Source organism: Streptomyces sp. B5E4 (genome assembly GCF_039871555.1).
GTDB lineage: Bacteria > Actinomycetota > Actinomycetes > Streptomycetales > Streptomycetaceae > Streptomyces.
Window position 1 is genome coordinate 81,081 of record NZ_JBDPMI010000033.1, and the last position, 15,814, is coordinate 96,894.

The window sequence follows — 15,814 nt, forward strand, 5'->3', positions numbered from 1 at the left end:
GTGGGTCGGAAGCGCTACGGGTGGCCCACGCGGCGTACCGCAGCGGGCGTACGGCCGCGGCGCGGGCGGCCGTACGCCCTGGGCGTGACCCCGGCCGTACGGCCCGCGCGTGGGCCGGGCCGTACGGCCGTCGCGTGGGCCGGTCGTACGGCTCTCGCGTACGGCCTCCGCGTGGGGCCGTCGCGGATGACGTCCCGTACGGCAGTGGCACTCCCCGCCGCTACGCCGGGCGGCGCGGGGCGCTGACGACCGTACGCGGCGGGCGGCGCTGCGAGGACGCCCGCACGATCAGGTCCGTCGGTATGACCTGCTCGATGGGCCGGCCCGCGTCGACCCCCTCGATGGCGTCGATCAGTAGCTGAACGACCGCCGTGCCGATGCGGCGCGGCTTCAGCGACAGGGTGGTGATGGGCGGGTCCGTGGAGGCGTAGCCCGGGGACTCGCTGCAGCAGACGAGCATCAGGTCGTCGGGCACCCGCAGGCCGTAGCGGCGGGTGGCGGCGAGGAGGTCGGTGCCGTTGGGGTCGAAGAGGCCGTAGACGGCGTCCGGGCGGTCGGGGCGGGCGAGCAGCCGGTCGGCGGCGACGGCGCCCGCGCGGGGGTCGTGGGCGGGGTAGGACTCGTACACCGGGTCCTGGCCGACGCGCTCGCACCAGGTGAGGTACGCGGTGGTGGACAGCCGGGTGTAGGTGTCCGTGCTGGTGCCGGTGAGCAGCCCGATGCGGCGGGCGCCGGCCTCGGCGAGGTGGTCGAGCAGGTCGAGGACGGCCGCCTGGTGGTCGTTGTCGACCCAGGCGGTGACGGGCAGGGAGCCGCCGGGGCGGCCGTCGCTGACGACGGGGATGCCCTGCCGGACGATCTCGCTGACGACGGGGTCGCCCTCGGCCGGGTCGATGACCACCGTGCCGTCGAGGGCCACGTTGGACCACACGTCGTGCCGCGAGGTCGCGGGGAGGATCACCAGCGCGTAGCCGCGGGCGAGGGCGGCGGAGGTCGCGGCGCGCGCCATCTCGGCGAAGTACGCGAACTCCGTGAAGGTGAACGGTTCTTCCCCGTATGTCGTCACCGTTAAGCCGATGAGTCCCGATTTGCCGGTGCGCAGAGCGCGGGCGGCGGCCGACGGCCGGTAGCCGAGGCGGTCGGCGACCTCGCGGACGTGCCGGCGGGTCGCCTCCGGCAGCCGGCCCTTCCCGTTCAGCGCGTCGGAGACGGTGGTGATCGAGACGCCCGCGGCGGCGGCGACATCCCGGATGCCCGCCCGCGCCAGCTTGCGGCTGGGCGGCCGGCTCACTTGCGGTTGGATCGAGCCGGTCATGCGCCTTCTTTCTTCAAGCACGTACGTGGTCCCCCGTGCAAGCCCGCGTAGTCAGGCAGGCTTGTCATCGCGAGCTGATAGTAGGGCTCGGATGGCTCGATTGCGGGAGAATCCGAACCGTAACTGACAGGCACGATTCTGCAGGAGCGCAACGGTCAAACGACCATGGAATGCCAAGTGGTTGCACCATTGTCGATCACCGGTCCATGGCGCAAGCTGGGTGGCACCTGCCATGGTGCGAAGGTCTCGAAGAGGTCTCAGTCACCTTCACGGGTGATGCGCGCCATGGCGTCCGCCACCCGTGCGCGCCAGGGTGGATGCGCCCCCTCGGGTGCGACGCCCGCTGCGGCGGGCAGCATGGAGCCGGCGGGAAGGCGCGTAACGGCAGGGTACGGGCTCGGTCGAGGAGGACCGCGGTGACGAACGACAAGACTCCCAGGGCTGCTGAAGCTGCTGAGACTCCGGAGGCCGGTGCGGCTCCCGGGGCTGCCGCGGCGCCCAGGCTGCGGGCTGCGCTGGCGGGCATTCCGACGTACAAGCCGGGCAAGCCGGCGGCGCGCGCGGCGGCGGGTTCCGGGGCGGCCGGGCCGGGGGCGGCGGCGTACAAGCTCTCCTCGAACGAGAACCCCTACCCGCCGCTGCCCGGCGTGCTGGAGGCGGCGGTCGCGGCGGCGGGGAGCTTCAACCGCTACCCCGACATGGCGTGCGCCGCGCTGACCGCGGAACTCGCCGAACGCCTCGGCGTGCCGCCGGAGCACATCGCCACGGGCACCGGGTCGGTGGGTGTGGCACAGCAGTTGCTGCAGGCGACGGCCGGGCCGGGGGATGAGGTGATCTACGCCTGGCGGTCGTTCGAGGCGTACCCGATCATCACGCAGATCTCCGGCGCGCGATCGGTGCAGGTCCCGCTGACGGCGGAGGAGCGGCACGACCTGGACGCGATGGCGGACGCGGTGACGGACGCCACCCGGCTGATCTTCGTCTGCACGCCGAACAACCCGACGGGGACGGCGGTGCGCCGCGGGGAGCTGGAGCGGTTCCTCGACCGGGTGCCGCGGGACGTGCTGGTGGTGCTGGACGAGGCGTACTGCCAGTTCGTCCGGGACGACGGCGTGGACGGCGGCATCCCGGACGGGCTGGAGATCTACCGGGACCGGCCGAACGTGTGCGTGCTGCGCACCTTCAGCAAGGCGTACGGGCTGGCGGGGCTGCGGGTCGGCTTCGCGGTGGCGCACGAGCCGGTGGCGGCGGCGCTGCGGAAGACGGCGGTGCCGTTCGGGGTGAGCCAGATCGCGCAGGAGGCGGCGATCGCGTCGCTGCGGAGCGAGGCGGCGCTGCTGGAGCGGGTGGAGTCGCTGGTCGAGGAGCGTACGCGGGTGCGGGAGGGACTGCTGGCGCAGGGCTGGACGGTGCCGGAGACGCACGCGAACTTCGTCTGGCTGCGGCTGGGGGAGCGGACGCTGGACTTCGCGGCGGCGTGCGAGGCGGCGGGCGCAGTGGTCCGGCCGTTCGCGGGCGACGGAGTCCGGGCGTCGGTGGGCGAGCGCGAGGCGAACGACATCCTGCTGGCGGTGGCGGAGGAGTTCCGGAAGGAGCTGTAGGGCGGGGCGGGGGCGGCTGCCGCCTGGGCGGGGGCGGGCTGCCGCCTGGGCGGGTCCGGTGCGGTGCTCGCGGTGGTGAGCACTGCCCTACGTCGAGAGCAGCGCTCTCGGGGCGGAGCAGCGGTGGCACGCGAGAGCACCGCTCTCCGTGCGGAGCACCGCCCCCCACACCCTCACCCGACCGCCCGCAGAGCACCGCTCTCCCCTGCGAGCACTGCTCTCGCACGCTCCTCCCATCCACCCCTAGACCTGCCGAAACGAGACGTAGGGGACCCCCCTGAAGGGCCGGAGACAAGCTATGCCACACTGGGCCTTGTGAATGTGAACGCATTCACGAGCGACACTGTTCGTGGGGGTTCACCCCCGTATGCCATGTCGCCGCGGCCCCACCCGGCCGACCGGCGCGTGGATCATCGTCAGTGCCGTGCCCGTGATCGCGGAGAGGAGCCCTCGTGGATCTGGCACTCGCCCCGGAGACCCTGGCGCGTTGGCAGTTCGGCATCACCACCGTCTACCACTTCCTCTTCGTCCCCCTGACGATCTCCCTCTCCTCCCTCGTCGCCGGCCTGCAGACGGCCTGGGTGCGCACGGGCAACGAGAAGTACCTCAGGGCGACGAAGTTCTGGGGCAAGCTCTTCCTCATCAACATCGCCATGGGCGTGGTGACGGGCATCCTGCAGGAGTTCCAGTTCGGCATGAACTGGTCCGACTACTCCCGCTTCGTCGGCGACGTCTTCGGCGCCCCCCTCGCCTTCGAGGCCCTGATCGCCTTCTTCTTCGAGTCCACCTTCATCGGCCTGTGGATCTTCGGCTGGGACCGGCTGCCGCAGAAGATCCACCTCGCCTGCATCTGGATGGTCGCGGTCGGCACCGTGCTCTCCGCCTACTTCATCCTCGCCGCCAACTCCTGGATGCAGCACCCCGTCGGCTACCGCATAAACGAGGAGTCCGGCCGCGCCGAGCTGACCGACTTCTGGCACGTACTCACCCAGAACACCGCCGTCGCGCAGTTCTCCCACACCATCACCGCGGCCTTCCTCACCGGCGGCGCGTTCGTCGTCGGCATCGCCGCCTACCACCTGATGCGCGGCCGGCGACCTCGTGACATCGCAGTCATGCGCAGTTCGCTGCGGCTGGGCCTGATGACGATGGTCGTCGCCGGGCTGCTGACCGCGTTCACCGGCGACCGGCTCGGCAAGATCATGTACGAGCAGCAGCCCATGAAGATGGCCTCCGCCGAGGCCCTGTGGGAGACCGAGGCGCCCGCGCCCTTCTCGCTCTTCGCCATCGGCGACGTCGACAAGGGCCACAACAGGGTCGCCATAGAGGTCCCCGGCGTGCTGTCGTTCCTCGCCCACGACAACTTCTCCGACGAGGTCCCCGGCATCAACCCCACCAACGAGGAGCTCAGGGACAAGTACGACGACAAGTTCGGCCTCGGCGACTACCGGCCCAACATCCCCGTCGCGTACTGGAGTTTCCGCTGGATGATCGGCTTCGGGATGTCCTCCCTCGCCCTCGGTGCCCTCGGGCTCTGGCTCACCCGCCGCCGCTTCTGGCTCGCCGACCGGCTCCGTACCGGCGAGGACGAGGTCCCCCGACTCGCGCTCACCAAGGACCGCGAACTCAGCCCCCGCCTCGGCGGCTGGTACTGGCGCCTCGCCCTCTACACCCTCCTCTTCCCGCTCATCGCCAACGCCTGGGGCTGGATCTTCACCGAGACGGGCCGCCAGCCCTGGGTCGTCTACGGCGTCCTGCCCACCTCCTCCGCCGTCTCCCCCGGCGTCTCGCAGGGCGAGGTCATCACCTCGCTGAGCGTCTACACCCTGCTGTACGCGGCCCTCGCCGTCATCGAGGCCAAGCTGATGATCAAGTACGTGAAGGCCGGACCGCCGGAACTCACCGAGTCCGACCGCAATCCGCCGACGAAGATCGGCGGCCACGACCGCGAAGACTCCGACCGGCCCATGGCCTTCTCGTACTGAGGGAGGGGAGACCACGCCATGGAACTGCACATCGTCTGGTTCGTCCTCATCGCCGTCCTGTGGACCGGCTACTTCTTCCTGGAGGGCTTCGACTTCGGCGTCGGCGTCCTCACCCGGGTACTGGCCCGCGACCGCGCCGAGCGGCGCGTGCTCATCAACACCATCGGCCCCGTCTGGGACGGCAACGAGGTCTGGCTGCTCACCGCGGGGGGCGCCACCTTCGCCGCCTTCCCCGACTGGTACGCCACCCTCTTCTCCGGCTTCTATCTGCCTCTTCTCCTCATCCTCGTCTGCCTCATCGTCCGCGGGGTGGCCTTCGAGTACCGGGCCAAGCGCCCCGAGGAGGACTGGCAGCGCAACTGGGAACTGGCCATCTTCTGGGCCTCCCTGCTGCCCGCGTTCCTGTGGGGCGTGGCGTTCGCCAACATCGTGCGCGGGGTGCAGATCGGCCCCGACAAGGAGTACGTCGGCGACGTCTTCGACCTGCTCAACCCCTTCGCGCTGCTCGGCGGGCTGGTCACGCTCTTCCTCTTCACCTTCCACGGCGCGGTGTTCACGGCGCTGAAGACCGTCGGCGACATCCGGATGCGGGCGCGCCGGCTGGCCACGGTCCTCGGTACGGCGACGGCCGCGCTGGCGCTCGGTTTCCTGCTGTGGCTGCAGTCGGACACCGGCGACGGGCGGAGCCTGGTGACGCTGATCGTCGCGGTGGCGGCGCTGTTCTGCGCGATCGGCGCGGTGGCCGCGGGCCGGGAGGGGTGGTCGTTCCTCTACTCCGGGGTGACGATCGTGGCCACGGTCGCGACGCTGTTCCTGGCGCTGTACCCGGACGTGATGCCGTCGAGCCTGAACCCGGCGTGGAGCCTGACGGCGGAGAACGCCTCGTCGACGCCGTACACGTTGGAGATCATGACGTGGTGCGCGGGGATCGCGACGCCGGTGGTGCTGATGTACCAGGGGTGGACGTACTGGGTGTTCCGCAAGCGCATCGGTACGCAGCACATCGCGCCGGAGGCGCACGCGGCCGTCACCGCGGGCGGTGCGGGCGGTGCGGGTACGGACGGTCCTGCCGCGGGCGGCACGGGTGCCGACGGCGCGGGGTCCGAAGGGTCGGGGACCGGCGGGGCGGGCCGGTGACATGAAGCCCGTCGACCCCCGCCTGGCCCGCTACGCCCGCGCCACCCGGCTGTTCCTGCTCGCCACGGTCGCGCTGGGCGCGGCCGGTGCGGGGCTGGTCATCGCGCAGGCCGTGCTGATGGCGGAGATCGTCGTCGGCGCCTTCGAGGACGGTCTGTCGGCCGCCGCCCTGCGCACGCCGCTGCTGCTGCTCGCGGCGGTCGCCGTGGGGCGGGCGGTGGTGAGCTGGCTGACGGAACTGGCCGCCCACCGGTCGAGCGCGGCGGTCAAGTCGGAGCTGCGGATGCGGCTGCTGACGGAGGCGGTACGGATCGGAGACTCCCGTACGCCGACGGGGCCGGGCGCCGCGGAGGGCGAGGTCCGTACCGGCGAACTCGCCGCACTCGCCACCCGCGGCATCGACGCCCTGGACGCCTACTTCGCCCGCTACCTGCCCCAACTCGGCCTCGCCGTCGTCGTCCCCGCGGCCGTGCTCGCGCGCATCGTCACCGACGACTGGGTCTCCGCAGCGATCATCGCCGGCACCCTGCCGCTGATCCCGGTCTTCATGATGCTCATCGGCTGGGCCACCCAGGCGGCCACCGACCGCCAGTGGCGCACCCTGTCCCGGCTCTCGGCCCACTTCCTCGACGTCGTCTCGGGCCTGCCGACGCTCAAGGTCTTCGGCCGCGCGAAGGCGCAGGCCGACAACATCCGCACCATCACCGCCGACTACCGGCGCGCGACGATGCGCACGCTGCGGATCGCCTTTCTGTCGTCGTTCGCGCTGGAGTTGCTGGCGACGATCTCGGTGGCGCTGGTCGCGGTCACCATCGGCATGCGGCTGGTCCACGGCGAACTGGACCTGTACACCGGGCTGGTGGTGCTGATCCTCGCCCCGGAGGCATACCTGCCGCTGCGCCAGGTCGGTACGCATTACCACGCCGCGGCGGAGGGCCTGGCGGCGGCGGACGGGGTCTTCGCGATCCTGGAGCGGAGCGGGTCCCGCGACGGCCAGGCCGGCTCAACCCCCGCGGCCACGGGCACCGGCACGGCCACGGGCACCGGCACGGCCACAGCCACGGGCACGGCCTCAACCGCAACGGATACAACGGCCCCGACGGACTCAACCGCCTCGACGGCCCCCGCCCCAACCCCGCACGCCCGCCCCAGGGTAGGCGCCCCCACCGACAACGCCTGCCCGGACGCCCGCCGCGCCGACCTGGTCCTGGACGGTCTCGTCGTACGGCACGAAGGACGGGCCGAGGACTCCCTTCCGCGTACGGACCTCACCCTCCGCCCCGGCGAGACCGTAGCGCTCACCGGGCCCTCCGGGGGCGGCAAGTCCACGCTGCTCGCGGCGCTCCTCGGCCTCGTGCGGCCCACGGCCGGCCGGGTGCTCATCGGCGGGCAGGACCTCGCCGCACTGGATCTGCCGAGCTGGCACGCGCAGGTCGCCTGGGTACCGCAGCGGCCCGCGCTCTTCGCCGGCACCGTCGCCGACAACGTCCGCCTCCCCCGCCCCGACGCCACCGACGCCGAGGTCGCGCGGGCGCTCCGCGACGCCGCCGCCGGCGACCTCGACCCCGCCGCCGTGCTCGGCGAGGCGGGCGCCGGCCTCTCCGCCGGCCAGCGGCAACGGGTCGCGCTCGCACGGGCGTTCCTCGCCGACCGGCCCGTGGTCCTCCTCGACGAGCCGACCGCCGCCCTCGACGGTGACACCGAGGCCGCCGTGACCGCCGCGATCGCCCGGCTGGCCCGGAGCCGCTCGGTGCTGCTCGTGGCCCACCGCCCCGCACTGCTGGGCGTGGCGGACCGGGTGGTCCGGCTGGGGGAGGGCCGCGGGCCGGTGGCCGCGAAGGCGGACGCGGCACGGGCGGCGGCGCCGGCGCCGGCGACCGTCCCCGTACCGGAGCACGGTGCCGAGGGCGCGTACACGGAGGGCAGCGGATCGTACGAGCGGGAGCCGGCGCCCCGCGGCGGCAGCGCGCTCCGCAGCACCACCGCCCGCGGGCGGCTGGCGCTCGCCGCGCTGCTCGGCGCGCTGGCTCTCGCGTCCGCCGTCGGACTCATGGGCGTCTCGGGGTGGTTGATCTCCCGCGCCTCAGAACAGCCGCCGGTGCTTTACCTCATGGTCGCGGTGACCGCCACCCGCGCGTTCGGCATCGGGCGCGCCGTCTTCCGCTACACCGAGCGCCTCGTCTCCCACGACGCGGTGCTACGGATCCTCGCGGACCTCCGCGTCGCCGTGTACACCCGGCTCGAACGCCTCGCCCCCGCCGGCCTGGCCCCGCACCGCCGCGGCGACCTGCTCACCCGGCTCGTCGCGGACACCGACACATTGCAGGACCGCTACCTGCGCTGGCTGCTGCCCGTCTGTGCCGCCGCCCTGGTCGGCGCCGGGTCCGTGGGGATGGCGGCCGTGCTGCTGCCCGAGGCGGGTGCCGTGCTCGCGGCCGGGCTGCTGGCGGCGGGCGTCGGGGTGCCGCTGCTGGCCGTGGCCACGGCACGGCGGACGGAGGCCCGGCTCGCGCCGGCGCGGGCGGCGCTCGCGACAGAGGTCGTCGACGTCCTCACCGGCACGGCGGAACTCGCCGTCGCCGGCGCCCTGCCCCGCCGCCTCGCCGCGCTCCGCGACGCCGACCGCCGGCTGACCCGTATCGCCGCCCGCAGCGCCGCGGCGCTCGCGCTGGGCGCAGGGCTGTCGGCGCTGATCTGCGGGCTGACGGTGGTGGGGGCGGCGGCGGCCGGGGCGCAGGCGGTGTCCGAGGGACGGCTGCCCGGGGTGTGGCTGGGGGTGGTGGTGCTGGGGACGCTCGCGGCGTTCGAGGCGGTGAACGGGATGCCGCTGGCGCTGCAGCAGCGGGCCCGGGTGCGGCGGAGCGCGGCGCGGGTGGACGAGATCCTGGACGCGCCGCCGCCGGCCGCGGAGGGTACGGGGCGGCCGCCGGCTGATCCGTACCCGGTGACGCTGGCGGGGGTGTCGGCGCGGCATCCGGGGCAGGCCGGGCTTGCGCTGGACGGGGTGGATCTGACGCTGACGCGGGGGCGGCGGGTCGCGGTGGTGGGTGCGTCGGGGTCGGGCAAGACGACGTTGGCGCACGTGCTGCTGCGGTTCCTGGATCCGGTGGCGGGTGCGTACCGGCTGGGAAGGGACGGGGAGAGCACCGCTCTCGCTTCGGAGCACCGTTCCCCGGAGCACCGCTCTCCCGCGAGAGCACCGCTCTCGAACGAGAGCACCGCCGACGCCCTCGCCTGCGACTCCGACGCCGTACGCCGCCTCGTGGGCCTCTGCGCCCAGGACGCCCACCTCTTCGACAGCACGCTGCGCGAGAACCTCCGCCTCGCCTGCACCGACGCCACCGACGGCGACCTGCGCGCCGCCCTCGCCGCCGCCCGCCTCCTCGACTGGACCGAGACCCTGCCACTCGGTCTCGACACCCCGGTAGGCGAACACGGCGCCCGGCTCTCCGGCGGCCAGCGCCAGCGCCTCGCCCTGGCCCGCGCGCTGCTCGCCGACTTCCCCGTGCTCGTCCTCGACGAACCCGCCGAGCACCTGGACCTGCCCACCGCCGACGCGCTGACCGCCGATCTCCTCGCCGCCACCGCGGGCCGGACGACGGTGCTGATCACGCACCGGCTGACGGGGCTGGAGGCGGTGGACGAGATCGTGGTGCTGGAGCGGGGCCGGGTGGTGCAGCGCGGTACGTACGCGGAGCTGGCGGAGGTGGACGGCCCGTTCCGGCGCACGCTGCTACGGGAGCGGGCGCACCCGTCTCCGTACCCGCACGAGGGCACGGACGGCCGCGACGCACCCGGCGTAACCGACAATCCCGACTTTCCCCACCGAGAGCCGCTTATTACCCTCGGGACATGACCGCTGCCGACTCCATGGACGCCGCCGCCCGCGCCACCCGCGGACTGCAGGGGGTCTCCAGCGAGCTGGCCGAGCGCGTGACGCAGTTGCTGGCCGCCATGCGGTCCATCGGCACGGGGCTGCAGCTCCACCCCACGCTCGACGTGATCGCGCAGACGGCGGCGGAGCTGGCAGGCGCGCGGTACGCGTCGATCGTGGTGATCGACGAGCAGAGCGGTGATCTCGACGAGTTCGCGTCGTACGGCGTGGACGAGGTGGACCGGGCGCGGCTCGACGCGATCCCGGACGCGCCGGGGACGACGCTGACGGTGCCGATCGACGTGGACGGGCGGTACTTCGGCGACCTGGTGCTGTCGGAGAAGCGCGGCGGCGGCCGGTTCCTGGACGACGACCTGCACCTCGTCCGGATCATCGCCACCGAGGCGGGCATCGCGATCGGCAACGCGCGGCTGCACCTGGAGACGCGGCAGCGGGAGCGGTGGATCGACGGGGCGCACGCCGTGACCACCGCGCTGCTGTCGAGCGCGGACGCGCGGGATGCGCTGGGGGTGATCGCGGAGCAGGCGCGGGGGCTCGCGGACGCGATGGCGGGGGTGGTGCTGCTGCCGCGGTCGGGGGGCGAGGTGACGGCTGTCGCCGGTGGTGCGGGCAGGGCCGCCGGGCCGGAGTGGCTGGAGGTCGTGGCGGTGGCCGGGGAGGGGGTGGACGACCTCGTGGGGCGGGTGCTGCCGTCGTACAGCCCGACGGTGCGTGCGCTGCTGGCCGGCAAGGAGGTGTTCCTCGACGACGCGAGCGCCGACCCGCGGGCGGTGAGCGACGGCGCGGAACGCTTCGGGCCGTGCATGATGCTGCCGCTGCGCAGCGGGAAGCGGGTGCTGGGCGCGCTGTCGCTGCCGCGGGCGCCCGGGGCCCGGCTGTACCGGGAGACGGAGAAGCAGTCGGCGACGCGGTTCGCGGGGCAGGCGGCGCTGGCGCTGATGCTGTCGGAGGTGCAGCGGGACCGGGAGCGGCTGGCGGTGTACGAGGACCGCGACCGGATCGCGCGGGACCTGCACGACCTGGTGATCCAGCGGCTGTTCGCGACGGGGATGCAGTTGCAGGGGGCGAAGCGGCTGGAGCGGGCGCCGGAGGTGCGGCAGCGGATCGACGCGGCGGTGGACGCGCTGGAGCTGACGATCGAGGAGATCCGCGGCACGATCTACGCGCTGCAGCAGGAGCCGGCGCAGGCGCCGACGGGGCTGCGGGCGCTGGTGCTGCGGGAGGTCGCGACGGCGGCGGCGGCGCTGGGGTTCCAGCCGTCGACGAGCTTCGTGGGCGCGGTGGACGAGCGGGTGGACGAGCGGATCGCACGGCATCTGCTGGCGGCGCTGCGGGAGGGGTTGTCGAACGCGTCGCGGCACGCGGGGGCGGGGCAGGTGGGGGTGGTGGTCGATGCGACGGCGGAGCTGCCGGACGGCCGGGACGCGGTGCGGCTGACGGTGGCGGACGACGGGCGGGGGCTGTCGCCGTACGGGCGGCGGAGCGGGCTGCGGAACATCGAGCGCCGGGCGGAGGAGCTGGGCGGCCAGGCGACGTACGGGCCGGGGCTGGGGGACTGCGGCGGGGGGACGTCACTGATCTGGGAGGTCCCGCTGACGGCACCGGGCGGCGAGTCGGGTGGCGGACCGGGCGCGGCGGGGGCGGTCGCGGCGTAGGGGACGGGCGGGGGCTCCGGGTAGGGAGCACTGGTCACGTAGGAGAGCACTGCTCTCGATACGGAGCACCCGCGCGGACGCCCGCTCTCGCGGTGGAGCGCCGCTCCCGTTTCGGAGCAGTGCTCTCGTTCCGGAGCGGCGCTCTCCCTCACAGACCGTGCAGCAACTGCTCGATGACCAGCGCCACCCCGTCCTCCTCGTTGCCCGCCGTGCGGTTCGTCGTCGCGGCCAGGACCTCCGGGTGGGCGTTGGCCATCGCGTACGACCTGCCCGCCCACGTCAGCATCTCGATGTCGTTCGGCATGTCGCCGAAGGCCACGACCTCCGCCGCCGTGATCCCCCGCGCCTCGCAGTAGCGCTCCAGCGTGCTCGCCTTGCTCACGCCCCTGCCGCTCACCTCCAGCAGCGCGCTCGGCGTCGAGCGGGTGAACTCCCCGTGCTCCCCCGCCCCCGCCCGCGCCGCCTGCAGGAACTCGTCCGCGCCGAGGCCCGGGTGGTACGCCAGCAGCTTCAGCAGCGGGTCCCCCGCCCGTTCCCCGTCCTCCGCCAGCAGCTTCTCCACCGGCGCTATCGGCCCCGGCCCCCGGTGCAGCGGATACCCGGATTCGCGGCCGAAGCCGCCCGTGTGCTCCGCCGCGAACGCCGTACCCGGCGCGATCGTCCGCAGCACACCGACGACCGCCACGGCGTCGGCGAGCGGCAGCGGGCAGACCTCCGCCAGTTCGAGCCCGCGGTGCAGGTCGACGACCGCGGCGCCGTTGGCGCAGATCGCCATCCCGTGTCCGTGCACGTGCTCCGCGACCACGCCCATCCACCGCGCCGGCCGGCCCGTGACGAACACCACCGCCACCCCCGCCTCCTCCGCCGCGGCCAGCGCGGCGACCGTGCGGTCGGAGACGGTCTTGTCGTCCCGCAGCAGGGTCCCGTCGAGGTCCGTGGCGATGAGCCGGGGACGGGCCGGCGGACGGAAAGCGGAGGTGGAGGCAGCGGCGTCGGTCACCCGGCCATCATCGCGTACGGCCCGCGCAGGCCGTCCAGGCGTACGGACCGCCACCGCCCCGCACGAAGCGCCGAGCACGAGGCACGACGCACGAAGCCCGAAGCACGCCGCACGACACCCGCCGCCGACCGGGCACCCGCCCCGCCGGCGCAACGGCCCCTCACCCCACCGCCTCCAGCACCTCCCGCACCACCGGCCCCGCGTCCCCGGAACCGCTCTCCGCGTCCTCCACCACGCACGCCACCGCCACCCCGTCGCGGTACGCCACCAGCCACCCGTTGTTCGGCCCCGTCGCCGTCACCTCCGCCGTCCCCGTCTTCGCCCCCACATCCCCCGGCAGCCCCGCCAGCACCTGCGCGCTGCCCTCCGTCACCGTGTCCCGCATCAGCGCCCGCAACTGCTCCACGACTCCCTCCGGAAGCGCCGAGGCCGACGCCGAGGGCTCCTGCCCCGCCACGATCACCGGCTGCCGGAACGTCCCCGTCGCCGCCGTCGCCGTGACCGACGCCATCACCAGCGGGTTCGCCCGCAGCCGCCCCTGCCCGAAGAGCGACGCCGCCTTCTCCGTCTCGTCCCCGGGCACCGGCACCTCCCCGTCGAACGACGGCACCCCCGTGCTCCACTCCTCCCCGATCCCGAAATACTGCCGCGCGACGTCCGTCATCTCCTCGTCGCCGAGCGAGCCGCGCAGCGCGACGAAGGCGGTGTTGCAGGAGTGGATGAAGTCCTCGCGGAAGGTCGCGCCGGGTATCTCGGAGGTCTCCACGTTGTGGAACTGCTTGCCGACCGTCAGGTACTTCGGGCAGTCCACCGTCGTCTCGGGGCTGACCGCGCCCTTGTTCAGCAGCGCGGCCGTCGTCAGGATCTTCCAGGTCGAGCCGGGGGCGTACGTGCCCTGGAAGGCCCGGTTGAAGCCCGTGGCCGGCGAGTTGGCCGCGGCCAGCACCTCGCCGCTGTCCATGTCGAGCGCGACGAGCCCGGCGTTGCGCCCGCCGACGTGCCGCTCGACGGCGGCCTCGGCGGCCCCCTGCAGCTCCGCGTCGACCGTCGTACGCAACGTCCCGTCCCCCGCACCGCGCCGCGGCCCGAAGCGCGCCTCCGTACTCCGTACGTCCCCCGTGTGCCGGTCGACGACCTGCACCGCACCCTGCGGCCGCCCGCCGCCCAGGCCCAGCACGCCCGCCAGCGACGGGTGGTCCGCGGCGGAGACGGCGCCCCCGTCGCGGTCGACGGCGTCCAGCTCCGCCGACTCCTCGCGGACCAGCCGGAACTTCTCCGTCTCCGTCAGCTTCGGATGCACCACCCCGAGCTCCCACCGCACCCGCCACGCCCCGCCGTCCTCGCGGACCAGCGGCAGCGTCGCGTCGTACGTCCAGGTGCCGAGGCCCCGTACGGGCATCTTCGCGGTGTACGTCACCTGCGCCCCGCCGTCGCCGTCGGCCCGGTCCCGGCCCGCCGTCAGCTTCGGCTTCCCGATCTCCAGGCCCTCCGTGAAGCTCGCGAGGATCCGCTCCGCCTCGGCCGGCGAGTCCGTCAGCCGGGCCGCCGCCTTCATCCGCCCCGCCGACCAGCCGTCGAGGAACCGCTCCGCGGTCCGCCGTGCCTCCGGATCCGCGGGCCCGCCGCCGTCCGCGCCACCGTCGAGCGGCCCGGCCGTCGCCGCCCAGTACCCGCCGCCGGCCAGCACCACCGCCACTACGGCGAGCACCGGGCCGCGCCGCCGTCGCCGTCGCACGTGCGGGCGCCGCTCCGGCACGTCGTCGTACGGATCGGCCCCGTACGCATCGGCGCCGTAGGGGTCCGCTCCGGGCCGGTCCGCCCCGTAGTACTGATCCGGGCCGTACCGGTCGACGCCGTACGAGCGGTCGTGGGCACCGCCCCCGTACGTGTCCCGCGCCTCGTCCCCGTACCCCACCCCATGTCGTGTCATGCCGGACAGCAGATCACTCGCCCCGAGCCTCGGTCCAAGACCAATATCTTCATCGATCCGATAGGCGATTGACTATCCTCCCTGTTCATGGACCTCCTCCGGCATCTGCGCTACTTCAGGGCGGTCGCCGAGGAGCGCCACTTCGGCCGCGCCGCCGAGCGGCTGCGCATCGCGCAGCCGTCGCTGTCCCAGCGCATCCGCCGGCTGGAGCGCGAGCTGGGCGTGCGGCTCTTCGACCGCGGCAGCCAGGGCACGGCGCTGACGCCCGCCGGCCGGCTCGTGCTGGCGGAGGCCGACCAGGTGCTGGCCGCCGCGGACCGGCTCGCGGCGGCGGTGGCGCGGATCGGGAGCGGCGCGGCCGGTACGTTGCGCGCGGCCGTGCCGCCGCATCTGGGCCCGGCGGCCGTCGCCGCGCTCATCACCGGCTACCGCGCGCGTTCCCCGGGCGGCGAGCTGGAGCTGCGCGAGCTGACCACCACGGCGCAGGCCCGCGAACTGGCCGCCGGCACGCTGGACGCGGGCGTCGTACGGCATCCGTGTCCCGCACCCGGGCTCACCTTCGGGCCCGTACTCCACCAGCCGCTCGGCGTGCTCCTCGCCGCCGCCGACCCGCTCGCCGCGGTGGCGCGGCTGACCGCCGCCGACCTGAGCGGGCGCGCGCTCGTCCTCACGCCGCGGGCCGACGACCCCGCGCTGTACGACGAGGTGCTCACCGCCTGCGCCCGGCACGGCTGCACTCCCGCCGCCGTCCACGAGGCGTCCGGCGGCGACTTCACCCGCGCCCTCGTCCTGTCCACCGCCCATGCCGCTACGGCCGCACCGGCCACCCCGGCGGCATCCGAAGCACCCGCCCCGCCCGAAGCACCCGACCCGGCCGCAGCACCCGCACCCCCCGGCGGCGCCGTCGCCCTGCTGCCCCGTACCACCGCGGGTCCCGGTACGGTGTGGCGCCCGCTGGCCGGTGATCCGATCGGCTGGCGTACGTCCGCGGCGTGGCCGGCGGACGGCCACAACCCGGCCGTGGCCCGCTTCGCGGAGGCCGCCCACGAGGCGATGCGCGACCACGCCGGCATGCGCCCCGCCCGCGCCGCGGCCGTCCACCCCCGCCCCGCATCGGAGTTCCCGCTGTGACCCCGCCCCAGCCGCCTCCCGCGCAACCGCCGCCGCCCCCGGAGCACCCCGGGCCGCCGCGCCCCCCGGGGGGGGGCCGCCGCCGCGGCCGGACCCCGGCGCGGCACCACACCTCACATTGCACCCGCGAGCCTTGTCGTACAGGTACACGGACGCATCACAAAG

The 15,814-nt window shown here is 74.2% G+C and carries 9 protein-coding genes; 6 read left to right on the plus strand and 3 right to left on the minus strand.

Features of this window, described 5'->3' with window-relative positions; genetic code table 11:
* Positions 1 to 220: 220 nt before the first annotated feature.
* Positions 221 to 1,315: a LacI family DNA-binding transcriptional regulator gene (locus ABGA99_RS30810; protein WP_101423471.1), complete on the minus strand. Its 1,095-nt coding sequence runs from the start codon at positions 1,313 to 1,315 to the stop codon at positions 221 to 223.
* Between the two features lie 503 nt (positions 1,316 to 1,818).
* Between ABGA99_RS30810 and hisC the strand changes: the two genes are divergently transcribed.
* The 5 genes from hisC (at position 1,819) to ABGA99_RS30835 (ending at position 11,588) form a co-directional block, all read left to right on the plus strand.
* Positions 1,819 to 2,916 carry a histidinol-phosphate transaminase gene (gene hisC, locus ABGA99_RS30815; protein WP_347583904.1) on the plus strand — a complete coding sequence of 366 codons (1,098 nt, stop codon included), beginning with the start codon at positions 1,819 to 1,821 and terminating at the stop codon, positions 2,914 to 2,916.
* Between the two features lie 452 nt (positions 2,917 to 3,368).
* A complete protein-coding gene (locus ABGA99_RS30820) occupies positions 3,369 to 4,901 on the plus strand; it encodes a cytochrome ubiquinol oxidase subunit I (protein ID WP_347579691.1) in 1,533 nt (510 codons plus the stop codon).
* Between the two features lie 18 nt (positions 4,902 to 4,919).
* A complete protein-coding gene (gene cydB / locus ABGA99_RS30825) occupies positions 4,920 to 6,038 on the plus strand; it encodes a cytochrome d ubiquinol oxidase subunit II (RefSeq protein ID WP_347583900.1) in 1,119 nt (372 codons plus the stop codon).
* Position 6,039: 1 nt separating this feature from the next.
* Complete coding sequence (cydD, locus tag ABGA99_RS30830; protein WP_347583901.1) at positions 6,040 to 9,894, plus strand: thiol reductant ABC exporter subunit CydD; 3,855 nt, start codon at positions 6,040 to 6,042, stop codon at positions 9,892 to 9,894.
* Entirely contained in the window at positions 9,891 to 11,588 is a 1,698-nt protein-coding gene (locus ABGA99_RS30835; protein WP_347583902.1) for a GAF domain-containing protein, read from the plus strand. Before cydD ends, ABGA99_RS30835 begins: the two co-directional genes overlap by 4 nt.
* Positions 11,589 to 11,736: 148 nt before the next feature.
* Here the strand turns inward: ABGA99_RS30835 and ABGA99_RS30840 are convergent, their stop codons facing one another.
* Together ABGA99_RS30840 and ABGA99_RS30845 are read right to left on the minus strand one after the other, a co-directional pair.
* On the minus strand, positions 11,737 to 12,588 hold the full coding sequence (locus ABGA99_RS30840) for an HAD hydrolase family protein (protein WP_347579695.1): 852 nt from the start codon (positions 12,586 to 12,588) through the stop codon (positions 11,737 to 11,739).
* A gap of 160 nt (positions 12,589 to 12,748) precedes the next feature.
* Complete coding sequence (locus tag ABGA99_RS30845) at positions 12,749 to 14,503, minus strand: penicillin-binding transpeptidase domain-containing protein (RefSeq protein ID WP_347583905.1); 1,755 nt, start codon at positions 14,501 to 14,503, stop codon at positions 12,749 to 12,751.
* 102 nt (positions 14,504 to 14,605) lie between these two features.
* On the opposite strand from ABGA99_RS30845, the gene ABGA99_RS30850 reads away from it, so the two are divergent.
* Positions 14,606 to 15,649: a LysR substrate-binding domain-containing protein gene (locus tag ABGA99_RS30850; RefSeq protein ID WP_347579696.1), complete on the plus strand. Its 1,044-nt coding sequence runs from the start codon at positions 14,606 to 14,608 to the stop codon at positions 15,647 to 15,649.
* The last annotated feature ends 165 nt before the right edge of the window (positions 15,650 to 15,814 follow it).